Source organism: Arthrobacter sp. Soil_N43 (genome assembly GCF_057655195.1).
The window spans coordinates 64,748-88,109 of the sequence record NZ_JBDGML010000073.1 but is presented as its reverse complement, the minus strand read 5'-3'; the positions used below and the strand labels follow the sequence as shown (position 1 = coordinate 88,109).

General features: G+C 67.7%; 15 protein-coding genes. 12 read left to right on the top strand and 3 right to left on the bottom strand.

Annotated elements, in window-relative coordinates:
• The 3 genes from AC3A3W_RS08030 to AC3A3W_RS08020 all read right to left on the bottom strand — a co-directional run.
• Positions 1-622, bottom strand: a 622-nt coding sequence (locus tag AC3A3W_RS08030) for a DUF885 family protein (RefSeq protein WP_487441754.1), incomplete at its 3' end; no start/stop codon positions are given.
• A 72-nt stretch (positions 623-694) separates the two neighbouring features.
• Entirely contained in the window at positions 695-931 is a 237-nt protein-coding gene (locus tag AC3A3W_RS08025) for an acyl-CoA carboxylase subunit epsilon (protein ID WP_487441764.1), read from the bottom strand.
• Positions 932-969: 38 nt separating this feature from the next.
• Complete coding sequence (locus AC3A3W_RS08020; protein ID WP_487441752.1) at positions 970-2,553, bottom strand: acyl-CoA carboxylase subunit beta; 1,584 nt, start codon at positions 2,551-2,553, stop codon at positions 970-972.
• Between the two features lie 231 nt (positions 2,554-2,784).
• On the opposite strand from AC3A3W_RS08020, the gene AC3A3W_RS08015 reads away from it, so the two are divergent.
• From AC3A3W_RS08015 to AC3A3W_RS07960, 12 genes are all read left to right on the top strand, one after another.
• Positions 2,785-3,672, top strand: a complete 888-nt coding sequence (locus tag AC3A3W_RS08015) for an SDR family oxidoreductase (RefSeq protein WP_487441750.1) — start codon at positions 2,785-2,787, stop codon at positions 3,670-3,672.
• Between the two features lie 60 nt (positions 3,673-3,732).
• A complete protein-coding gene (locus tag AC3A3W_RS08010; RefSeq protein WP_487441748.1) occupies positions 3,733-4,692 on the top strand; it encodes a biotin--[acetyl-CoA-carboxylase] ligase in 960 nt (319 codons plus the stop codon).
• Positions 4,685-5,284: a PH domain-containing protein gene (locus AC3A3W_RS08005; protein ID WP_487441747.1), complete on the top strand. Its 600-nt coding sequence runs from the start codon at positions 4,685-4,687 to the stop codon at positions 5,282-5,284. Before AC3A3W_RS08010 ends, AC3A3W_RS08005 begins: the two co-directional genes overlap by 8 nt.
• A complete protein-coding gene (locus AC3A3W_RS08000; RefSeq protein WP_487441745.1) occupies positions 5,274-6,404 on the top strand; it encodes an adenylate/guanylate cyclase domain-containing protein in 1,131 nt (376 codons plus the stop codon). Before AC3A3W_RS08005 ends, AC3A3W_RS08000 begins: the two co-directional genes overlap by 11 nt.
• A 264-nt stretch (positions 6,405-6,668) precedes the next feature.
• Entirely contained in the window at positions 6,669-12,791 is a 6,123-nt protein-coding gene (locus tag AC3A3W_RS07995) for an Ig-like domain-containing protein (RefSeq protein ID WP_487441743.1), read from the top strand.
• Positions 12,792-12,868: 77 nt separating this feature from the next.
• Positions 12,869-13,840 (top strand): AAA family ATPase, encoded by a 972-nt coding sequence (locus AC3A3W_RS07990; RefSeq protein WP_487441741.1) that lies wholly within the window; start codon positions 12,869-12,871, stop codon positions 13,838-13,840.
• 91 nt (positions 13,841-13,931) lie between these two features.
• Positions 13,932-15,293: a DUF58 domain-containing protein gene (locus AC3A3W_RS07985; RefSeq protein ID WP_487441739.1), complete on the top strand. Its 1,362-nt coding sequence runs from the start codon at positions 13,932-13,934 to the stop codon at positions 15,291-15,293.
• Positions 15,290-17,707 carry a transglutaminase TgpA family protein gene (locus AC3A3W_RS07980; RefSeq protein ID WP_487441737.1) on the top strand — a complete coding sequence of 806 codons (2,418 nt, stop codon included), beginning with the start codon at positions 15,290-15,292 and terminating at the stop codon, positions 17,705-17,707. Before AC3A3W_RS07985 ends, AC3A3W_RS07980 begins: the two co-directional genes overlap by 4 nt.
• A 206-nt stretch (positions 17,708-17,913) precedes the next feature.
• The gene (locus AC3A3W_RS07975) at positions 17,914-19,023 is read left to right on the top strand and encodes an RDD family protein (RefSeq protein WP_487441762.1); all 1,110 of its coding nucleotides are present in this window, start codon (positions 17,914-17,916) and stop codon (positions 19,021-19,023) included.
• Positions 19,020-19,901 (top strand): PP2C family protein-serine/threonine phosphatase, encoded by an 882-nt coding sequence (locus AC3A3W_RS07970; RefSeq protein WP_487441736.1) that lies wholly within the window; start codon positions 19,020-19,022, stop codon positions 19,899-19,901. Before AC3A3W_RS07975 ends, AC3A3W_RS07970 begins: the two co-directional genes overlap by 4 nt.
• Complete coding sequence (locus tag AC3A3W_RS07965) at positions 19,888-21,627, top strand: FHA domain-containing protein (RefSeq protein WP_487441734.1); 1,740 nt, start codon at positions 19,888-19,890, stop codon at positions 21,625-21,627. Before AC3A3W_RS07970 ends, AC3A3W_RS07965 begins: the two co-directional genes overlap by 14 nt.
• On the top strand, positions 21,624-23,273 hold the full coding sequence (locus AC3A3W_RS07960) for a serine/threonine-protein kinase (RefSeq protein ID WP_487441733.1): 1,650 nt from the start codon (positions 21,624-21,626) through the stop codon (positions 23,271-23,273). Before AC3A3W_RS07965 ends, AC3A3W_RS07960 begins: the two co-directional genes overlap by 4 nt.
• The last annotated feature ends 89 nt before the right edge of the window (positions 23,274-23,362 follow it).

The following is a 23,362-nucleotide window of genomic DNA, read 5'->3' as shown; positions in this document are numbered from 1 at the left end:
CGGCGTCGAGCCGTTCCTGAACGGCGGCGGGCAGCGGGCCGTCAGTCGTCTTGGCCCCGGCGGCGAGCTTCGCGAAGAAGCCGTCCGCTGCCGCGTACTTGGTGGTCTGCTCTATGACGATCGACACCTGGCGGACGGCGGAAACCCGGCCGGCTTCCCTGGCGGCGCGCAGGGACTCGATGTAGCCGCTGATGGCGCCGGGCACGCTGTGCATGCGGGCAGCGATGTTCGCCCAGTGTTCCTCGGTGTCCGTGGGCATGAGGTCGAAGATGGAGCGGATGTTCTGTGCCGGCGATTCGATGTTGTTCAGCTCTGCCAGATCCCAGCCCGTTTCGTGGAACTCCAGTTCCAGCCCGAGGCGTTCGCGCATGGCGTCGAGGGTGACGGCATCGACGTCGTCCACGGGCGCAAGCCCGTCGAGGGCGGCAAGGGTTTCGCGGGCCGCGGCAGCGAACTCCTCGATTCCGGCGGGTGAGAAGTCCTGGAATTCCGTGTCGTGCCCCGGGATGCCAAGTGTCGTGGCCAGGCTGGGATCCAGGGCAACCAGGGTGTCGGTGTAGGCGTCGGCGACGGCGTCAATGGCGGTCCGGGGGCGCGATGGAGCGGCAGATTCAGTAGTCACCCCATGAGACTAACGGGGCTGTTCCGGTTATGAAAGACTCACTGAATTATTCGGCGCGAGCCGGCCTGGCGTTCAGCCGCGGCTGCGCTTCCAGGCGCCCGGCCCCGGCGTCGGGGCGAGCCGCAGCTGCTGGCGCCGCACCCAGTGGCGCACACTGGGCTTCCCGGGTTCGGCAGCTTCGGGGGTCCCGAGCGAAAGCACGACGGCGGTCAGGGCCGCCAGCTCTTCGGTCGTCGGATCCCCCTTGACGACGGAGAAGAGCGGGGTTTCGGCGGGGTCAGCGGCCTTGCTTTCGGCAGGCTCAACCACCGGCTGGGCGGCGGGCTTGGGCTGCTGGTCTTTCGGGTTCACAGCGGGATGTTTCCGTGCTTCTTGGTGGGGAGGCTGGCGCGCTTGTCACGCAGCGCCCGCAGTCCCTTGATGATCTGGAGGCGGGTGTCGGACGGGGCGATGACCGCGTCAACGTACCCCAGCTGGGCGGCCTGGTACGGGTTGAGCAGCTCCTCCTCGTACTGGCGGATGACCTCGGCACGCTTGGCCTCGACGTCGCCGCCGTTCTCCGACACCGCTGCGAGATCGCGCCGGTAGAGGATGTTGACGGCGCCCTGTGCGCCCATGACACCGATCTGGGCGGTGGGCCAGGCCAGGTTGAGGTCCGCGCCGAGCTTCTTGGAGCCCATCACGATGTAGGCGCCGCCGTAGGCCTTCCGGGTGATCACGGTCAGCTTGGGCACGGTGGCCTCGGCGTAGGCGTACAGGAGCTTTGCGCCGCGGCGGATGATGCCCTGGAATTCCTGGTCCTTGCCGGGGAGGAAGCCCGGAACGTCCACCAGGGTGATGATGGGAATGTTGAAGGCATCGCAGTGCCGCACGAAACGAGCCGCCTTTTCGGATGCGGAGATGTCCAGCGTCCCGGCGAACTGCATGGGCTGGTTGGCCACGATGCCGACGGTGTGGCCTTCGACCCGGCCGTAGCCGATGATCACGTTCGGCGCGTACAGGGACTGCATTTCGAGGAAGTGGGCGTCGTCGACGACCTGTTCGATGACTTTCCGCATGTCGTACGGCTGGTTGGCGGAGTCCGGGATCAGGGTATCCAGCGCGAGGTCGTCGTCGTCGAGGTCCAGCTCCTGCTGGTGATCCAGGACGGGAGCCTCGGAGAGGTTGTTGGAGGGCAGGAAGTCCAGCAGTTCCCGGACAAACTCAATCGCGTCGGCCTCGTCCGCGGCCAGGTACGTGGACGTGCCCGTTGTGGCGTTGTGCTGCCGGGCTCCGCCGAGGGTCTCCATGTCCACGTCCTCGCCCGTGACGGTCTTGATGACGTCGGGGCCGGTGATGAACATGTGCGAGGTTTTGTCCACCATCACCACGTAGTCGGTGAGGGCGGGGGAGTAGGCGGCGCCGCCGGCGCACGGGCCCATGATGAGGGAGATCTGGGGGACGACGCCGGAGGCGTGCACGTTGTTGCGGAAGATATCCGCGAACATGGCCAGCGAGGCGACGCCTTCCTGGATGCGGGCGCCGCCGCCGTCGTTGATGCCCACCACCGGGCAGCCGTTGCGCAGCGCGAATTCCTGGACCTTGACGATCTTTTCGCCGTTGACCTGGCTCAGCGAGCCGCCGTAGACACTGAAGTCCTGGCTGTACAGCGCAACGAGCCGGCCGTCCACGGTGCCGTAGCCGGACACCACCCCGTCACCCAGTGGCTTCTTCTTCTCCATGCCGAATGCCGTGGAACGGTGCACGGCCAGGGCATCGAACTCCACGAAGGATCCCTCGTCCACGAGCAGGTCGATGCGCTCGCGGGCCGTGTTCTTGCCGCGGGCGTGCTGCTTCTCGATCGCTTCCGGGCCGGAGGGCTGCTCTGCGCTGGCCTGGCGGTCGCGGAAATCGGCAATCTTTCCCGCCGTCGTGGTCAGGTCGTGGCTCATGAAGTGTCTCCGGCTCTGTCGCTAATCGGTGCTGTGGCAGCGTAATGCTGGGCGTTTGTGGTGGTGTGGCGAGCTGCCTTAAGTAGCTTCCACACAAATCAAAGGCCCTGATGGCTAGTCTAGTGACGCATATTCCGTGCGCTGCTGTAGGGATCCTACAATTTTCGCCGATGGTGTCGGCAGGGACGTCTATGTTACTCACCGGTAACATCAAACGGTTAGAGTGTCCCTATGACTTCAAGCAACGACGCTTTCCCTTCCTCCGCGACCCCCTACCAGGCCACCGGATCGCTCCGCGGCCGGACGCTGCTGATGTCCGGCGGCAGCCGCGGCATCGGCCTCGCCATTGCCTTGCGCGCCGCCCGCGACGGCGCGAACGTCGTCCTGCTGGCCAAAACCGGCCAGCCGCACGCAAAGCTCCAGGGCACCGTGTTCACCGCGGCGGATGAGCTGCAGGCGGCCGGAGGAAGCGCGCTTCCCCTGGTGGGCGACGTGCGCAATGACGACGACGTCGCCCATGCCGTGGATGCCGCCGTCGAACGCTTCGGCGGGATCGACATCGTCGTCAACAATGCCTCGGCAATCGACCTGTCCCGCACTGACGACGTCGACATGAAGCGGTACGACCTCATGCAGGATGTCAACGTCCGGGGGACTTTCCTGCTGTCCAAACTCGCCCTGCCTGCCCTGCGGAAGTCCGACGGCGCGCACATCCTCACGCTCTCGCCGCCCCTGAACCTCGATCCCAAATGGGCGGGCAAGCACCTGGCCTACACCATGGCCAAATACGGCATGAGCTTGACCACGCTGGGCCTGGCCGAAGAACTCAAAGCGGACGGCATCCGCGTCAACTCCCTCTGGCCGTGCACCCTGATTGATACCGCGGCCATCCGGAACATGCCGGGAGGCGACTCAATGGTCCGTGCCGCCCGCGGCCCGCAGATCATGGCGGACGCGGCCCACGCCGTGCTCACCGGAGCCAACCTCACCGACGCCGCCGCGACGTCCGGAAACTTCTACACGGACGAACAGGTGCTCGCCGCCGCCGGAGTGGAGGACTTCCGGCCCTACAGCCTGGGGGCAGCCGAGGACCAGCTGGTACCTGATATCTTCCTCTGACTTCCCTGGGCGCCTGCCCGGATCGGCCGCGCCGGCCCGGCAACTCGATAGGATTCAAGCATGGATGCCGCACGCCCTGATGAAAGCCCTGAAGCGCAGGAAAACCTGTCCGGATCGAAGGGACTGCCGGAGCGGCCAGCGCTGGACCGGGAAGCGCTGTGCAGCGCCGAATTCCTGTCAGCGCACGGCATTTCGCAGCTGACAGTCGTGGATGCCACCGGCTCCACCAACGCAGACCTCCTGCGCGCCGTCACCGTCGAGCCCAGGGCCTGGCAGGACCTCGCCGTCCTGACCGCCGAGCACCAGACCGCTGCCCGCGGCAGGCTGGACCGCACCTGGGAAGCGCCGGAGCGCAGCTCTGTCCTGGTCTCCATCGTCCTGCGCCCCGTCAACGCCGAGGGGCGGCCGCTCCCCACCCAGACCTACTCCTGGCTCTCGCTCCTGGCTGCCCTCGCACTCCGCGACGCGCTGCTGGAAACGGCCGGCCTGCGGGCGGACGTCAAATGGCCCAACGACGTCCTGGTCAGAGGCCGGAAGATCGCCGGCATCCTGGCCCAGCTCGGCCCGATGGGGGACGGCTCCGTGCCGCCGGTGATCCTCGGCACCGGGCTGAACGTCACCCTGACCGAGGCCGAACTGCCAGTCCCCACCGCCACCTCGGTGCAGCTCGAGGGCGCCGAAACCGTGGACCGCACCGCCCTCCTGAAGAGCTACCTGTCCCGGTTCTGCACCCTTTACCGGAGTTTCTGCAACGCCGACGGCGACCCCACCGCCGGTCTCGCGGGCGGCCCTTCGCTGCACAAGCGGGTGGAGGCCGTCATGGTCACGCTGGGGCAGCAGGTGCGTGCCCACCTGCCCGGCGACCACGAAATCATCGGGCACGCGTCGCGGCTGGATGACTCCGGTTCCCTCCTGGTGGTGGATTCCTCGGCCCGCGAGCACGTGGTGACGGCCGGGGACGTCGTCCACCTGCGCCCATGGACTCCGCCGGGGCAGTCCGCGGAAAGCGGCAATGCGTAAAGACCTCCTGCCGGGGGAGCAGGTCATCGTGATGACCCGCCCACAGCCCAGGATGCTGTTCATTCCGGCGGTGGTGTTTGTCGTGGCACCCGCGCTGGCCGCCTTCGCCAGTGCCTGGATCATCCGGGGCGGGCTGCGGGATCTCTACCCGGCAGTTTCCGCTGACTGGACCTTCTGGCTGGTGTCCGGCTGCGTGCTGGCGGCCCTCTGGGCGCTTTGCGGATACTGCCTGCCGCGCCTGTTGCGGTGGCATGCCACGCGGTACTTCCTGACGAGCCGCAGGATTATGGCCCGCTACGGCATCCTCCGGCGGCGGGACCAGCAGGTCTTCCTGGCTTCCGTGCGTAACGTCACGGTCACCCAGACGGTGCTCCAGCGGATGTTGCGCTCCGGGACTATATCCTTGGATGCCGGGCACCAGTTCAGCGCCGTACTACGGGATGTGCCCGAAGTCGCCACGTTCCACAGGTTTGTGCTGGACGCGCTGGACGAACTTCCGAAGGATGAGTTTTTTGAATGGGGCCATGCGCAGGACGGATCCGACGCCGGATTTCCGCGGGATGTGAGAGAAGGTGGAAGAGATGAACGATGAGGATCACCGCGTGAGCCAGGGAAACGGCAGCGATGAGAAGGCCGACGCCGCCGTCGAGGCTCCTTCCACCGGCACAATGTCCGCCGAAAGGATCGCCATCAAGGCCCTCGAAGCCCGGCTCCTCGGCGGCGAACGAAAGCTGCGCCGCCGCGAGGTGGCAGCCGGTGCGGGCCTGTCGCTGCTGTCGGCACGGAAGCTGTGGCGGGCCCTCGGGTTCCCCAACCTCGGGGACGAGGAGGTCGCCTTCACCGAGCGCGACCAGGCCGCGCTGAACACCGTGGTGGACCTGGTCCGGACCGGCAAGCTCACCGAAGAGGCGGCCATTTCGGTCACCCGTGCCATCGGCCAGATGACTGACCGCATGGTGGTCTGGCAGATTGAGGCGCTCGTGGAGGACATGGTCCATGAGCAGGGAGTCACCGACCCGGTGGCCCGAAAACGGCTCGTGAATGAACTGCCCGCGTTGGTTGACCCGCTCGAGGAGATGCTTGTGTACTCGTGGCGGCGCCAGTTGAACGCCGCGGTGCAGCGCCTCGCCGTCCGGGCAGAGGCGGGACTCCAGGCCAGCGAGGAAGGCCGGGAAGGCGACGAGGATGACGCGCCGCTTCCCCTGGCCCGGGCCGTGGGTTTCGCCGACCTCGTGTCCTACACGAGCCTTTCCCGGCGGATGAACGAGAAGACCCTCGCCAAGCTGGTGCAGAGGTTCGAGAACAAGTGCGCGGAGATCATCTCGGTGGGCGGCGGCCGGCTGGTGAAGACAGTGGGCGATGAAGTCCTGTACATCGCCGAGACACCGGCCGCGGGTGCGGAGATTTCGCTGGCTCTGGCCGAGGCCTTTACCCGGGACGAGATCCTTCCGGAGGCGCGGGTGGCCATGGTGTGGGGACGGATTCTGTCCCGGCTGGGGGACATCTACGGTCCCACCGTCAACCTGGCAGCCCGCCTGACCACGCTGGCTGACCCCGGCACCGTGCTGGTGGACTCCATGACCGCCGCAGCCCTGGACCAGGACGAGCGATTTGTGCTGATTCCGAAGGATGCGGAAAACGTCCGCGGCTTTGGCGAGATCCTGCCGGTGATGCTCGCCCGGGGCCAGGGCAAGGGGCTCGTGCTCGACTGACGTTGGCAGTGCAGCCGGTCCCGCCCTGGGGAGGGGGACTCCTCCCCATCGCCCATTGCACGTCAGGTGGGTAGTCTTGCACGGTAACGGAGGACCCTGTACGGGTTCTTCTTGGACAAGCCGTCCGCGCCCATGTAATAGTCGAAACTCAGAATTGTTCCGGCGTCTCTATGGGGGAGTGGCGGAATGTCACGGCCTCTGGTGCTCACCAGGGGCTTGTAGGCTGCGCTCAGGCGGCTGTGATTTCAGGGGAATAATAACGCTGTGTCAACTTTGTTCGGCAGGCTGGGGCTAAGGAACCGTCGCAACAAGCTCATCACCGGTACCGCTTTTTCTGCGGCCGCCCTCGCACTCGTTGCCGGTGCGATCATCTACCCGGGCTTCAAGACCACCGAGGTGGACCTGAACGACGGCGGCGTGTGGGTGGTCAGTAAGTCCCGGAACGCAGTGGGCCGGCTGAACTACCCCTCACGCGTGCTTGACGGAGCAGTGACGCCCGCCAGCACCACCTTCGACGTGCTGCAGAACGCCGGCAAGGTCTTCGTCGACGACGAATCCGGCTCCACCCTGAACCAGGTTTCCGCCGCCAACATGCGGCTGGGCGGGGACAAAAAACTGCCGGGCGCCGCCCAGGTCAGCTTCGGCTCCCAGGTCATCTCCGTCACGGACCCTGCCGCCGGCAAGATGTGGGCGATGTCGCCGTCGACGGTCAACGCCTTCGATGAGGAATCGAGCGAGCCGGCCGTTGACGGCTCGGAGGGCCTGGTGTCGGCCGTCGGCTCTGACGACCGGATCTATTCGGCGGATCCGAAGACGGGCCAGGTGACGGTCACCGCCGTGGACGCCAACGGTGAGCCCACCCACACGGAGGCCAGCACCTGGGACGGGCTGAAGGGTGCCGGTGACCTGCAGCTGGCCGTGGTGGGGGACCAGCCCGTGGTCCTGGACCCGGCCGGGGGCCGGCTGTTCCTTCCCGGCGGCCGGGAAGTGGCGGTACCCGACGCCCGGGATGCGAGGCTCCAGCAGCCCGGCCCGGCGTCGGACGCCGTGGCAGTGGCCACGCCCAAGGCGCTGCTGAGGCAGCCGCTGGACGGTTCGACGGCGCGGCAGGTCACCTCAGGCGGGCAGGGCGTACCCGCCGCGCCTGTCCAGCTGGGCGGCTGTATCCATGCGGCGTGGTCCGGGGTGAACAAGTACGTCCGCGACTGCGTCAACGACGGCGACGACAAAAACGTGGCAGTTCCGAAAGCCAGCGCCTCGCCGAGCTATGTGTTCCGCGTCAACCGCGACCTCGTGGTGCTGAACGATGTGAACTCCGGAAATGTGTGGCTGGTCAACCAGAACATGCAGCTGGTCAACAACTGGGACGACGTGGTCCCGCCGAAGAACCAGGCGGATGACCAGGACGAGGAATCCGCGGACGACAACACCATCAACGTCCTGCCGGACCGCACCAAACCGAACCGTCCGCCGGAAACCAAGCCGGACGTCGTCGGCGTCCGGCCCGGCCGCACCACCGTCCTGAGCGTCCTGGACAACGACTCCGACCCCGACGGGGACGTCCTCACCGCCTCCACTGCGGGCGAGGGCCTCCGGTCGGGAGGCCTCGAGAGCATCTATGGCGGATCGGCCTTCCAGGTCACGATTCCGGCCGACGCCACCCCGGGCACCGAGACGTTCGACTACAGCGCTGCCGACGGCCGTGGCCTGTCCGCAGGCGGAAAAGTCACGCTGAACGTCGTCGGACCGGACGAAAACCGGCCGCCCGCCTTCAAGCGGGGCGATCCCACCACGCTGCTCGTTGAGCAGGGGAAAACCGTCAGCCAGAACATCCTCACCGATTGGGCGGACCCGGACGGCGACGACCTCGTGCTCATGTCGGCGACTGCCGACAACCAGCAGGACCAGGTGAAAGTCCGCCGTGACGGGCTCCTGACTTTCCAGGACTCCGGCGCCACCGCGGGCAAGAAAAACGTTACCGTCACCGTCTGGGACGGACGCGCCACCACGACGGGCAAAGTGGTGGTCAACGTCCAGCCCCCCGGCGCCCTGGCCCCGGTTGTCAACGCGGACCACGTGACCGCCGTCGCCGGCCAGGACCTGGTGATCGCCCCGTTGAAGAACGACGTCGACCCGAACGGCGGCGCCCTACGGCTCGCCCAAGTGGAGGCCAGCGGGCCTGCCGAACTCGGGCCCGTCACCGACGGCGGCACCTTTACCTTCCGCAGCCGGACTCCGGGGCCCATTTACCTGACCTACATCGCCAGCAACGGCCCGCAGAGCAGCCAGGGCCTGATCCGCGTGGACGTTGAATCAGGCAAGGACGCCGGCAAACCCGTTGCGGTCCACGACGTCGCCCTCCTGCCGGTCGGCGGCAGCGTCCTCCTGGACCCCCTGGCCAACGACTCGGACCCGTCCGGCGGCGTGTTGGTGGTGCAGTCCGTTTCCCTTCCGGAAAACGCCACGGCCTCGGTCAGCGTCCTCAACCACAGCGTCCTGCGGATCACGGACATCGCCGGAACCAAAGATCCGTTCCTCTTCCGGTACACCATGTCCAACGGCAAGGATTCCGCCACGGGCAGCGTTTCGGTGGTGCCCGTCCCCGCCCCGCCCGTCGTGGAGGCGCCGCAGCCGAAACCGGATGAGGTCAACGTCCGCGTCAATGACGTGGTCACCATCCCCGTGCTGGACAACGACACGCATCCGCAGGGCGAAAAGCTGACCGTTGATCCGGTCCTTCCCCAGCAGGTGGAGGCGGGGAACGGCACAAGCTTTGTTTCGGAGAACACGCTGCGCTTCATCGCCGGAGGCGAGCCTAAAACCGTGCGGGCCATCTACAACGCCGTGGACCCCCAGGGGCAGAAGAGCGCCGCGGCCGTCACCATCCACATCCTGCCCCTCGAGGGCGCCGAGAATTCCCGTCCGCAGCCCAGGAACCTGACGGCCCGGGTAGTGGCCGCCGGCACTGTGCGGATCCCGGTGCCGCTGGACGGCATCGATCCCGACGGCGACTCCGTCCAGTTGACCGGTATCGACAGCACGCCCGCCATGGGGACCGCGACGGTTGGAAGCAACTTCATCGACTTTGTCGCCGCAGGAGACGGCGCCGGAACGGATTCCTTCCGCTACAAGGTGGTGGACCGGCAGGGCGCCGTGAACACCGGCACGGTCACTGTGGGTATTGCGCCCCGCGGAGACACCAACCAGAAGCCCACGCCCGTGGACGACGAGGTCAAGGTCCGCCCCGGGCGGCAGATCGCCGTCGACGCCGCAGGCAACGACTCCGACCCCGATGGTGACCCGATCCGCATCCTGACCGACGGCATCGAGGCGGACGCCGCCCTGAACGCGGAGGTCAGCAAGCACAGCGGCCGCATCCTCCTCCTCGCCCCGGCCGCCGAAGGCACCGTCAACGTGCGCTACGCCGTCGCCGACGAGCGGGGCGCCTCCGCCCAGGCCGTCATCAAAATGGTCGTGGACAGCCAAGTCGCGCTCCAGGCCCCCATCGCACGGGACGACCGCGTGACGTCCGCCCAAACCCTCGGCAAAACCGCCGTCGACGTTCCCGTTCTCAAGAACGACGAGGACCCCGACGGCGTCGGCGAGAACCTGAAGGTCACCAGCGGAAGCGAGACCGCGCGCCCCGGCCCGGACGGCAACGTGATCGTCGAACTGACGGAGCAGCCGCAGCTGGTGCCATACACAGTGGAGGACGTGGACGGAAAGAAGTCCACCGCGATCATCTGGGTGCCGGGCCTCGGGCAGCAGGTCCCGACGCTCGCCAAGGACGACGTCCTGGAAGTTGTGGCCGGCCAGGCCGTAACAGCCAACCTGGCCGAATGGGTGAAGGTCCGGGAAGGACGTTCACCCCGGCTGACCCAGACCGACCGGATCAAGCTGATTGGCGCGGACGCCGGCGACCCCGTGGCCGGCAACGGCACCGCGATCAAGTACACGGCCGGCAAGGATTACGTGGGGCCGGGTTCCATCACCTTCGAAGTAACCGACGGCACCGGCCCGGATGACGCGGCAGGACTGAAGTCCACGTTGAGCATCCGGACCAAGGTCCTGCCGGATCCGAACCGCAACAACCCGCCCACACTGCTGGGCGCCGCCCTCGACGTGCCGCAGGGGGAGTCCGCCGAGACAGACCTGGCCAGGCTCGCCTCCGACCCCGATGGCGACGATGCCGAGAACATGAAATACGAGCTCGCCGGCGGTGCTCCGGCGGGCTTCGACGCCAGGATTGAGGGCTCCTCGCTCAAAGTCTCGGCCAAGGACGGCGTGCGGCCGGGCAACGACGGGGCCGTGCAGGTGAAGGCCAGGGATCCCCGGGGACTGGAAGCTACCGCCACGTACCGTCTCTCCGTCACCGCCTCGAGCCGGCCCAAGCCGGTGGCCAACGACGACCTGGAACCCAGCGCCGCCGCCGGAAAGCCCGTGAGCGTGCCGGTCCTGGCTAACGATGCCAACCCGTTCCCGGAGACTGCGCTGAAGATTGTGGCGGCGACGGCCGAGACGGGAACCGGGAACGTCGCCGTGGATGGGGACAACGTGGTGGTCACCCCCGCCACCGGCTTCACGGGAACCATGGTGGTTGCCTACACGATTGCGGACAAGACCGGGGAAGCCTCACGGCAGGCCACGGCCAGGATCCGGCTGACGGTCAAGGACGAGCCGCTGGCGCCCACGACGCCACAGGCCCAAAGCGTGGGTGACAGCACTGCCTTGCTGAACTGGTCCGCACCTGCCGACCGCGGATCGCCCATCACCCACTACACGGTCTACGGTGAAGGCGGACTCAAGCAGCAGTGCCCGGCCAACTCGTGCACGCTCAACAACCTGGTGAACAACTCCAAGTACCACTTCCAGGTGACGGCCACGAACGAATTCGGCGAGTCCGACCGTTCGCCCGCCTCGGCGGAGGTCCGGCCCGACGTCAAGCCGGACACTCCGTTGGCTCCGGCTCTGAAGTTCGGCGACAAGCAGCTGTCCGTGGCCTGGAAGGCTCCGGCCAGCAAGGGCTCGCCGGTGAAGTCCTATGATCTTGAAATCTCACCCGCTCCGAGCGGCCAGAATGCGCAGATCCAGAACCTGACATCCACCAGCTACCTCTGGAAGGGCCTCACCAACGGCGTGGCGTACAAGGTGCGCGTGCTGGCGCGCAACGATGCCAAGGACCCGTCCGAGTGGAGCCAGTACTCTGCCGCGGAGATCCCGGCCGGAGTCCCGGTGACTCCTGCCGCGCCGAGCGTCGCCGACGCCGGCTCGGTGGGAACCCAGAGCCAGCTGCAGGTGAACTGGACCGCGCCGAACAACAACGGCGACGCCGTTTCCGCCTACACGCTGACCACGCTGCGCGGAGGCACGGTGGTGAAGAGCCAGCAGGTTTCGGGAACCTCCCAGAACGTCACAGTGTCCAACTCCGAGGCCGACTACGCATTTACCGTTTCGGCCACGAACAAGGCCGGAACATCCGGAACCAGTGCCCAGTCCGCACCCATCCGGGCTGCGGGAAAGCCCGGGACGGTGAACAGCGGCACGGTGGCGGCGCCGGGAAACACCGGCCAGCTGAAGATCACATTCACCCCGCTGACACAGGCGCAGCGGAACGGATCGCAGGCATCGGAGATCGGCTACCGCTGGTCCACCGCGTACGGGTCCGGCCCGATCAATGCGCCGGGTGGCACCATCTACGGACAGCCGAACGGCAAGAACGTGACGGTCAACATCATCGCGTTCTCCACGAAGAACAACATCTCGGGGGACGCCAAGGCCATCGGCTCGGCGGTGCCCTACGGGGCGCCCGCATCTCCGGCGGTTACCGGCGGCACGTCAGCCAAGGGAGACCCCCAAGTTCACTGGACCTGGAACCAGCCCTACGACAACGGCCGCGTCATCAACCGGTATGAGGTCAACTACGACGGCACCGGCTTCAGGTCCGTGGGCCTGGACCGGCAGTTCAGCCGCAACGCCGGAGGCTGGGACAGCAGGCACACCTTGCAAGTGCGTGCCTGCAACGGAACGGATGGCGACAAGGACTGCGGACAGCCTGGTTCGGCAGTTGCCACCTCGGGTGCCGACCCGACCCCGCCGCCGCCCACGTCCTGGAGTATCCAGTCCACTCCGGTCCGCTCCTGCACCGAGCCGAACCGGACCACCGACAGCTACCGGAACTCCAACCCTGACCAGTGCGTCAGCCCGGGACGGTGGTTCGACACCGGCATCACCGCACAGAGCGACCACTATGTGGTGTGGAGCAGGTCGACCGACAATCCCACGGGCGTGTGGTACCACCTGACGTCCGGTCCGGCTACGGGCAACTACGTACGAAGTGACACCACCTCACTCGGCGGAAATCCGCCGCCTGGAATGCCGCGACGCTAGACCGCGGGTTTTCCGCACGCCCCGGGCACGCCGCCCTGGGCACAAAAAGACTCCACACAACGGAAAAGGAATCTCCCATGACCATGACAACCGAGCAGGCCGCCTGGTTTGCGGGCACGTTCGAGAAACTCGTCGCAAACGTGGGCCAGGCGGTGCTGGGCAAGGCCCACGTCATCCGGCTGACGTTCACGGCGATGCTTGCCGAAGGCCACGTCCTCTTCGAGGACGCCCCCGGCACCGGTAAGACGTCACTGGCGCGGGCCTTGGCCGCCACGGTCCAGGGATCCAACAGCCGCATCCAGTTCACCCCGGACCTGCTGCCCTCGGATGTCACCGGCGTGACCATCTACGACCAGAAGACGCAGAAGTTCGAGTTCCACAAGGGGCCGATCTTCAGCAACATCGTCCTCGCCGACGAAATCAACCGTGCATCGCCCAAGACGCAGTCGGCCCTGCTCGAGGTCATGGAGGAATCCCGGGTCACGGTGGACGGCACCACCTATGAGGCGGGCCGCCCGTTCATGGTGATGGCCACCCAGAACCCGATCGAGCAGGCAGGCACCTACCGGCTCCCCGAGGCGCAGCTGGACCGCTTCCTCATCAAAACATCGATCGGGTACCCGGACCACGCCTCCACCGTCCAGCTGCTCGGCGGCAGCAACCTGAAGGACCGTTCGAAAGACCTGCGGCCGGTCATCACCACCCAGGCCGTGGCGGACATGGCCGACCTTGCAGCCACCACCCACGTGGACACCGCGGTGCTCGAGTACATCTCAAGGCTGTGCGAAGAGACCCGCAACGCTTCCGAAAGCCGGCTGGGGGTATCCGTCCGCGGAGCCTTGGCCATGGTCCGGGCAGCCAAGGTCTGGGCCGCCGCGCAGGGACGGAATTTTGTCCTGCCGGATGACGTCAAGGACCTGGCCGCAGTTGTCTGGACGCACCGCTTTGTCATGGACCCCGAGGCGGAGTTCTCCGGTGCCACGGCGGAGGCTGTCCTGGCCCGTGTCCTGGCCGACGTCGCCGCTCCCCAGCAGCGCGCAGCTGTCTAGACCGCGGGCTTCCGCCTAGACCTCGGGCCCCGGCTAGACTCCGGGCCCGGCCCCGCCTTCACGATTCCAGTGCCAACAAAAGGTTCCATACATGTCCACCGGCTCTCCCTTCACCCGGCTTGCTGGCCGCCTTCGCCGGCCATTTTTTCCGGATGGGCCCTTCCGCAAGCGCGGATTGCCCCTCGGCAGAAACAGGCGTCTTCACCCGTCGGCGGTGTGGACCGAGGCCGGCAGAACCGCCGGACAGGCCATTGCTCCGGCCTGGGACGCCGTCCGCGGCGGCTGGTCACGCCGCGTCCAGCCCGTGCTGGGCGTGATGAGCGTCCTCGGCTGGTCTGTCCTCGGGGCGGCCCTGCTGCTGTGGGCAGCTGGAGAAGCCTACGGCTGGCAGGAGGCCAAAGCCGCGGCCGTCGCGGCGCTGGTGCTGTTTCTCATTGCCGTCGGCTTCATCCTGGGCAGATCCTCCTATGGTGTCCTGCTGGACCTGGCCCGGACGCGTGTGGCCGTGGGGGACAGCGCGGTGGGAAGCATCACCGTGTCCAACACCTCGGCGCGTCCGCTGCTGCCCGCAGACCTTGAGCTGCCGGTGGGGGCTTCCACGGCTGTCTTCCATCTGCCGCGCATGAAACCGCAGCAGGTGCACGAGGACCTTTTCACCATTCCCACCGCGCGCCGTGCGGTGATCGTCGTCGGGCCGGTGCGTTCCGTCCGGGCCGATCCGCTGCGCCTGCTGCGCCGCCAGGTGCTCTGGACGAAGCCCCAGGACCTTTACGTCCACCCCAAGACGGTGGCGCTGGCAGGATCCGCCGCCGGCTTCATCCGTGACCTGGAGGGCATGCCCACCACCGACCTCTCGAGCGCGGATGTCTCGTTCCACGCGCTGCGTGACTATGTGCCGGGTGATGACCGGCGCCATATCCACTGGAAGACCACGGCCCGGACCAACAAGCTCATGGTGCGCCAGTTCGAGGAGACCCGGCGCGCCCACCTCGCCATCTCGCTATCCGTCAACACCGATGAGTACGCCTCCGAGCACGAATTTGAAATGGCCATCTCCGTCGCCGCCTCCATCGGCCGCCAGGCCATCCGTGAACAGCGCGAGCTGGACGTCCTCACCCAGTCCGGGCCGCTGCGCTGCGAGACCGGCCGCACCATGCTGGACGGCATGACCCGGATCGCCGGCAGTCCCCTGCGGAAGACCGCCGTCGACCTCGCCCGGACGCTGGCCGACACCGTCCCCAACGCCTCGGTGGTCTTTTTCGTGGTGGGCAGCCAGGTGACGCCCACGCAGCTGCGGTCAGCAGGCGCTTCGGTGGCGCCGGGGGTCCGCAGCCTGGCAGTACGAGTCGACGCCGGTGCTGCACCTGCCCGCGCGAACATCGGAGACCTCACCGTGCTCACCCTCGGTGAACTGTCCGACCTTGCTGCCGTACTGAGAAAGGCGGCCGCATGAGCCAGGCAACCGGTCTCCGCCCGCGCCGCCAGGCCCCGCCGCCGTCGGCCTTCTCCAGCGGCCAGCCGCCGTGGCACTTTCTGCTCGACGCCGGAGCGCTCACCGTCCTGCTGGGGCTGGGGATCCTGGGCTTCAGCCTCAGCTTCGGAGGCGACCCGTACTATCTGGCCGCAGGGTTCGGTGGAGTCATCCTCGGCCTGGCCATTGCCGCCTGCAACGCGCACTACCGCCTGGGGCTCCTGATCACCACCGCCCTGGCGCTCGGCGCCTACCTGGTCCTCGGCACCGCGCTCGCAGTGCCCGGCGCGGCCATCGCCGGGGTCATCCCGAGCCTCGAGTCACTGCGTACGCTGCTGCTCGGCGTCGTGTTCGCATGGAAGGACATGCTCACGGTCGGTGTTCCGGTGGGCACCGCCGGGGGAGTGCTCATCGTTCCCTTCCTCAGCTCGCTCATCGCCGGACTTGTCGCCGGAATCCTGACCTGGCGGACCCGCAGCCCCTACTGGCCGTTGCTGCCGGTGCTGGCCCTGTTCGTCACCGGCATCGCCTTCAGCACCAACGCGGGGTTCCTGACCGTCGAGAGGGGCATTGCGCTGACGGTGGTGGGCATCGCGTGGGCCACCTTCCGCCGGGACTGCCTGCGGCGCAGCAACACCATGAAGGTGTCCGTCAACCGCCCCCAGCACGACGCCGACACGGCCCGCCGCGCCAGAATGCGCAGGCTGGCAGCCGGGGCAGCGGTCATCGCGGTGACTGCCGGCATCACGGCGGCTGTTTCGCCCCTGATCTCCGCGGGCGACGAACGGCGGGTTCTGCGCAACGTCATTGTGCCGCCCTTCGACCCCAAGGACTATGTCACGCCCCTGGCGAGCTTCCGCAACTTCGTCAAGGACAAGAAGGATGAACCGCTGTTTGCCGTCAAGGGCCTCCCCAAGGACGCGCGCGTGCGGCTCGGAGCGCTGGACGCCTTCAACGGGACCAACTACACCATGGACCCGAACGGGTCCGGCAACTTCAGCAAGGCGGGCGACGCCAAGTCCATCAATACACTGGCGGATTCCGCCGGACCGGTTCCGACGAACGAGTACACCCTGGACATCACGGTCGAGGACTATCAGGGCTACTTCGTTCCCGGCGGCAGGAGGACCACCGGCCTCAGCTTCGCGCCGGGTTCCTCCGCCCCGGCCTCAGGGCTGTACTTCAACTCAGGAACGGACACGGCCGTCACCACCCAGGGGCTCTCCAAGGGTGATTCGTACAGCGTCCAGGTCTCGGAGCCGGTGAAGCTCGAACACGGGCAGCTGACGCAGTACGACTTCGCCAAGATGACGCTCCCGGACGTCGCGGACATCCCTCCCGTCGTCGGTGCGCAGGCCAACGATCTGACGGCCGACGCCCCCACCGCCGTCGACCAGGTGCGCCAAATCGAAGCCCACTTCCAAAAGAAGGGCGCCTTCAGCAACGGGCTCATCGCCGACGGCCAGCTGCCAAGCCTCTCCGGCCACAGTGCGGCCCGCATCCGCGACCTGCTGACAGCCAAGCAGATGCTCGGCGATGACGAACAGTACGCCGTGGCCATGTCCCTCATGCTGCGCCACCTGGGCATCCCGTCCCGGGTGGTCATGGGCTTCTATCCGGACCCGAAGAGCCCTGAAAACGGCGCCGGGGAAATCACGATCATGGGCAAGGATGTCCACGCGTGGGTCGAGGTCGCGTTCGACCGTGTCGGCTGGGTGCCGTTCGACCCCACGCCGCCCAAGGACAACGTTCCCATTCCGCCGGACCCTGAAAACAAGTCGAAGCCGAAGCCGCAGGTGCTTCAGCCGCCGCCCCCGCCGCAGGAGCCGGCAGACCTTCCGCCGGACTCCTCCCCGGACGCGCTGGACGCCGACGAGAAGAAGAACAACCCCTGGCTGTTCTGGGGACCCATCCTCAGCGCGGTCGGCATCGCCATGATTCCGCTGGGAATCCTGGCGCTCCCGCTGCTGCTCATCGCGCTTCTCAAGTCGCGGCGGCGCAAGTCCCGGTTCACGGACGGACATCCCGCGCAGCGCGTGGGTGGGGGGTGGAACGAGGTCCTCAGCCTCGCCACCGACATGGGCGCGGCCGTTGACACCCGGGCGACGCGGAGGGAATCCGCCGCCGTCGTCGCCGGGGCCTTCCCCGCCACCAGCACTGCCACGACGCAGCTGGCCCAGAGGGCCGACGCGTCCATTTTCGGGGCCGGCCAGCCCAGTGAGGAAGAAGTCCGGGAGTATTGGACCATCGTGGACGGTTCGCTGAAGGAAATGACGGCGACGGTCGGCTTCTGGCGACGCCAGCAGGCACGGTTCTCGCCGAGGTCACTGCTGGCTGACGCCCGGGCCGCCCTCAGCCGCCGCAGTGCAGGACGGCGAGGGCCGAACCGATCATGACTGATCCGAAGACTGATGGCCCGAAGACTGAGGGCATGAAGACTGCCGGCAGCAGGCGCTGCGGCCACTGCGAACAGCCGCTCCGCGCCGGGGCGAGCTACTGCGGCGCCTGCGGGGCGGCAACGCAGCCCCTGCGGTTTCCCGGTAGCATCAAGCCCACGGGGCAGGGGGAGCGGCAGGGGGAGCTGCGGGGGGAAGGAACGGACATGGGAACGAAACTGGAGCTGGTCCCGGCGGCGCCCGGAAAACGCCTTGGGGCCGCGGTGCTTGACTGGCTTGCCCCGGCCGTTGTCCTGGTGGTCCTTTTCTCCCTGGGCTTCGCCAGCGTCACGAGTTCCCGCAGCGCCGGCTTCATCGTCTACGACACCGGAACACTTGCCCTATTGGGGGGCATCGCTGTCAGCCTGACGCTCGTCTACATTTTTGTCCTCGCCGGTGTCGAGGGCCGTTCCGGGAGCACCATTGGCAGCCGGGTGATGGGCATCCGCACGACCGACAAGGACGGGTACGCCCCGGGGACGGGGGCCGCCGTCCTGCGCGGAACCGTCACTGGAGCCGGGGTGCTGCTGGCCGTTGCGGCCACGGTCGCCGTCGTGATTTTCCAATGGTTCGACGCCGCACTGTGGATCCTGGGCCCGCTGGCCCTCGTGGCCGCCGCGTGGGCCTTCCTCGTCGTCGTCTCCAGCTCGTGGGACAGGGACGGCGGGCTCCAGGGATGGCAGGACCGGGCCGCCAAGACGCTCGTGTTTGATGTTCATGCCGGGCGCAACCCCGTCACGTCAGGCGGCATCCAGGGGCCGTACAGCTTTGCCCCGCTGGACCTCCCTCCTGTTCAGCCGGTCTCTTCACCGGTGGCCGTCGCTTCCGGTGCCGCAAGCCGGCCCGTAGTCGATCAGCCGGAACCCGGCCCATCCGGCGCCGGCCACCCGGACGACGTCCTCGACCGCACGCAGCTGCGCGGTTCCGGGCAGGAAGCACCGCCTGTGGCGGTGCTCAGGATACGGCTCGACGACGGCCGCGACTTCCGTCTGGAGTGCAGCGTGCTGATCGGGCGCAACCCCGCCGCCGGTGCCGGAGAGTCCCAGGCGCAGCTGCTGGCTGTGCCGGATCCCGGACGGACCATTTCGAAGACGCACCTGCACCTGCTCACCGACGGGGCCGGCGTATGGGTCACAGACCGCAACTCGACGAACGGCAGCGCCGTCACCACACCGGACGGCGTCCGCACTGCGTTAGTGCCCGGCGTCCCTTCATTTGTCAGCCCCGGGACCACCGTTCATTTCGGGGACCGCACCTTCAACGTAGGACAGGCATGAATTCACAGCAGGCGGCCCGCACCGAATCGGCCGGCGGAAGGCCAGGCCTCACCCTGAGCTACGGCTACGGAACGGACCGCGGCCTTCGCCGCGAGCTCAATGAGGACTCCTTTATCGCGTCCGACCCGATCTTCGCCGTCGCGGACGGCATGGGAGGCCACGAGGCCGGCGAAGTCGCCAGCGGCATGTGCGTGCGCGCCCTGGCAACGCTGCCCCAGCTGGCCACCGGCGAGCGGACAGCCACGGCCTCGGTGGTACAGCAGTACCTGGCCATCGCGGACGACTCCATCCGCGCCGCCACAGGATCGCGCGCGGGCACCACGCTGACGGGCGTGGTGGTAGTGGAACAGATGGGCATCCCCTACTGGCTGGTCATGAACATCGGAGATTCCCGGACCTACCGGCTGAGCCAGGGGAGGCTCGCCCAGGTCAGCGTGGACCACTCGGAAGTCCAGGAGCTGGTGGACACCGGAGAAATCACGGCGGAGGAGGCAACAGTCCATCCCCGCCGCCACGTGGTCACCCGGGCGCTGGGCACGGGCGACGAGACGGAGGCTGACTACTGGCTGCTTCCCATCGAGGAGGGTGACCGCATCATGGTCTGCTCCGACGGCCTGAACGGCGAACTCACGGACGACCAGATGTTCGACATCCTCAACACGGTGCCGGACCCCCAGGAAGCCGTGAACCTGCTGATCCAGGCGGCACTGAGGAGCGGCGGCCGGGACAACGTCACGGTGATTGTCGTCGACGCCCGGAATGTCCTGGACGAGGATGGCGTCTCCACCACAGCGCCGAGGACTGCGGCTGCAGCGGAGGACGAGGATACGCTGCCGCGCCACGCGGGAAACGGGGAAACTGCACATGACGGCAGCTAGCTACGCTCCAGGCAGCTGGTTCGGGATCCTCCGCTCGGGGACGGCCGTCATCTTGGGCCCGGAGTCGCAGCCTGCTCTCGTCCGGACGGTCTGGGACCTGCTGGAAGGTCAGCCGGAGATCCACAAGGTACTGCACGCAGTCACGGGCGGTCTCGGTGTGCCGTTGTCCCGCTGCCCGCAGTTTGGCATCATCGGCTTCCGCGAATCCCTGCGGGTCTTCCTGCGCGGCGACCTCGACCTGAGTGTCCAGCTGCCGACCGGCACGGTGAATCTGGACGGCCGGAATGTCACTACGTGGACGGAGCGGTGGCTCGACTCTCCGGAGTGGTTCGGCCTGACTATCCCCGGAGCGCCCGGGACGAACGGTGACAAGGGCAATCCCGGTGAAACCGGCCGGCCGGCTGCAGCGGGACTTGAGCTGCCCGTGGCTGAAGGCGTGGTTCTTCTCCAGTCCCTGCGGCTGGCCGTGGTAGGAACCGGAACTGCCGGAACGGAAACTGCCGGAACCGGAACTGCCGCGACCGGAACTGCTGCCGCGGCCTTGGCGGCAGCGGAAACGTCGTCAGAAACCCCGGCTGCGGTGCCCGTGGCAACCGTCGAGGCGGCAGCTGTTGAGGCGACAACGCGCGAAGAGGCTAAGGAGGCCAGCGAGGAACCCGCGGCGGCCGGGGAAACGGTGTCGGATGAGACGCGCGTGGATGCCGTGGTGCCGGAGGACCCGCAGCCTGACGAGACGGAGCCTGACGAGCCGCAGCCGGCCAGCGAACAGACCAGTTCATACGACCATCTATGGGACAAGACCGTGGTGCGCAGCATCGAGGGTGCGGCGGTGCGGACCGGGGAAGACCCCGACGAAGCGCCCCCCGAGGCTGCAGCCCCGGCACTGGGTGCTCCTGACGTTTCTGACGTTCCGGACGCCGCTGAAGCTCCCGATGCCGGTGCTCCGGAAACAGTGCCGCCGGCAGATCCTGTGGCATATCCTGCGGCCAGTTCCGCGGCGGGCGGGCTGATCGATTCCGTGCCGTGGGCCACCCGCAGTGACAGCGTCCAGCGTCCTCCTGCACCGCCGACGTTCATCCCCTTGCCGGATCGTCCCGAAACGGCGGCGCACGAGCCGGATCACCGGCAGGGGCAGCCGGAGACGCCTGCCCGCCCCGCCGAGGGCGACCACGACGGCCAGACGGTTTTGAAGAGTGAACTCAGGGCCGCGCCCGACCAGCCCCCTGCCGTATCCGGGTCCGCGCCGGGCGGCGGTCCGTTGGCCGGCGGTCCCCTGGTCCTGGCGCGGGTGTGCGCAGCGGGCCACGCGAACCCTCCCACCAACGGGCAGTGTTCCACGTGCGGTTCGCCGCTCCCCGACGTTGCTGTGCAGGTGCCCCGTCCCCGGCTGGGACAGGTGCGGCTCTCCACCGGTGAAGTGATTGGGCTGGAGGAGTCGCTCGTCATCGGCCGGCAGCCGTCCGTCTCCAGGGTCCAGGGCGGGGCCATGCCGCGGCTGGTTCAGGTAGCCAGCCCCGGCGGCGACATCTCACGGTCGCACATCGAGGTTCGGCTCGAGGGCTGGCATGTGATGCTGTGCGACCTCAAGGCGACCAATGGCACGGTGCTGGTCCGCGAGGGCCAGCCGCCGCGCCGCCTGGCCCAGAATGAAATGGCGATTGTCCTGGACGGGGACATCGCAGAACTTGGCGACGACGTTTCGTTGCGTTTCGAGGAGATTCTTTGAGTTCCAAGCGGCCGGCAGCCCCGCCGCCCCACATCCCCGGTTTCACCTATGTCAGCCTGCTCGGGTCGGGCGGGTTCTCCGACGTCTACCTGTATGAACAGGACCGTCCGCGCCGCAAGGTGGCCGTGAAGGTCCTGCTGTCCGGCCTCAAGACGGAAGGCGCCCGGCGGAGGTTCGAGTCCGAGGCCAACCTCATGGCCCAGCTGTCCTCGCACCCGTTCATCGTCACCATCTTCGAAGCCGAGGTCACGGATGACGGACACTCCTACCTCGCGATGGAATACTGCTCGCGGCCCAGCCTGGATGTCCGGTACCGGCGCCAGCGCTTCAGTGTCGACGAGGTCCTGGCCATCGGCATCCAGGTTGCCTCTGCCGTCGAGACCGCCCACCGGGCCGGCATTGCGCACCGCGACATCAAGCCCGCCAACATCCTGGTCACCGACTACAACCGCCCCGCGCTCACGGACTTCGGCATCTCCGGCACGCTCGGCGGCGCCGCGGACGAGGACGCGGGGATGTCCATCCCGTGGTCCCCGCCGGAACAGTTCCGCGACGGAAACGTCGACGGCGTCCTGGTGGATGTCTGGGCGCTGGGCGCCACCCTGTACACGCTGCTGGCCGGCCGGTCACCGTTTGTCCTGCCGGGCGCGGACAACTCCCAGCGCGAACTGATCTCGCGGATCACCAGCATGCCTGTGCCGCGCCTTGGCCGGGCCGACGTGCCCGAATCGCTCGAGCTCGCACTGGCAACGGCCATGGCGAAATCGGCGACCTCCCGCTATTCGTCGGCCCACGCCTTCGCCCTCGCGCTGCAGCGCATCCAGGCGGAGCTGAACCTGTCGGTCACACCGTTCGAAGTCCTCGAGGAGCGGCAGCAGGAGGACGAGCACGCCGACGACGGCGTCGAGGAGACCCGGGTCCGCAACGTCGCCTCCATCGACCCGGAGAAAACGGGCAGCGCCCCGACCTTTCCGGCGCGGACGTGGCCGCTGACTGGCGGGCAGCAGGGCCCGTCTCCTGCGGCACAGGCAGCAGCGCCGCCGGTGCCGCCGTCGTCGGCCGTTCCGTGGACGTCGCCGTCCAAACCTTCCGTGGCGCCGGGCACTCCGATGCCGGCGGCCTTTCCGCCGCCGGCATCGGACGACGGCGATGACTGGGCGCAGGCCACCGTCCTCCGGAGCGGCCGGCCAGTACCCGCACCGGAGAACCAGGAACCCGCACAGGACCACGGCAAACGGAACCTCTGGCTGGCCATCGCCGGCGGGACGCTCCTGGTGCTGGCCATTGTCGTGGGCATCATTGTCGCGTCCGCGCCGCAGCCCCAGGCGCTGCCCAGTGAGCAGCCCAGCAAGCCGCCGGCCGACGCCCTGGATGACGGCTCCGTGCCGGACGTCGCCAAACTGGCGGGCAGCGTCGGGGCCGGTGGCAAGGTGCGGTTCACCTGGACCAACCCGCAGCCAAAACAGGGCGACACGTACAAGTGGCGGATCAAGACCGTCAAGGGCGGCGGGAACTACCTGTCAACGGCCACGCCGCGCGTGGACGTCAGCGCCAACCCCGATGAACCCACGTGCGTGCAGGTGATCATCGTGCGCAATGACGGCTCGGCATCTCCTGCCGGGGAAGATTCCATCGCGTGCGTTTGACGCCCGGCCCCCGATGTCCCGCGGGGCAGGCCGCCCCGGGGCACGACAGCCTGAACAGCTAACAAGCCTGAACAGCTAACAAGGAGACA

Bases quoted from the DNA above. Each gene is read 5' to 3' on its own strand.
- AC3A3W_RS08020 (WP_487441752.1), bottom strand. From the start codon at position 2,553: ATGAGCCACGACCTGACCACGACGGCGGGAAAGATTGCCGATTTCCGC.
- AC3A3W_RS08015 (WP_487441750.1), top strand. From the start codon at position 2,785: ATGACTTCAAGCAACGACGCTTTCCCTTCCTCCGCGACCCCCTACCAG.
- AC3A3W_RS08010 (WP_487441748.1), top strand. From the start codon at position 3,733: ATGGATGCCGCACGCCCTGATGAAAGCCCTGAAGCGCAGGAAAACCTG.
- AC3A3W_RS08005 (WP_487441747.1), top strand. From the start codon at position 4,685: ATGCGTAAAGACCTCCTGCCGGGGGAGCAGGTCATCGTGATGACCCGC.
- AC3A3W_RS08000 (WP_487441745.1), top strand. From the start codon at position 5,274: ATGAACGATGAGGATCACCGCGTGAGCCAGGGAAACGGCAGCGATGAG.
- AC3A3W_RS07990 (WP_487441741.1), top strand. From the start codon at position 12,869: ATGACCATGACAACCGAGCAGGCCGCCTGGTTTGCGGGCACGTTCGAG.
- AC3A3W_RS07985 (WP_487441739.1), top strand. From the start codon at position 13,932: ATGTCCACCGGCTCTCCCTTCACCCGGCTTGCTGGCCGCCTTCGCCGG.
- AC3A3W_RS07980 (WP_487441737.1), top strand. From the start codon at position 15,290: ATGAGCCAGGCAACCGGTCTCCGCCCGCGCCGCCAGGCCCCGCCGCCG.
- AC3A3W_RS07975 (WP_487441762.1), top strand. From the start codon at position 17,914: ATGGGAACGAAACTGGAGCTGGTCCCGGCGGCGCCCGGAAAACGCCTT.
- AC3A3W_RS07970 (WP_487441736.1), top strand. From the start codon at position 19,020: ATGAATTCACAGCAGGCGGCCCGCACCGAATCGGCCGGCGGAAGGCCA.
- AC3A3W_RS07965 (WP_487441734.1), top strand. From the start codon at position 19,888: ATGACGGCAGCTAGCTACGCTCCAGGCAGCTGGTTCGGGATCCTCCGC.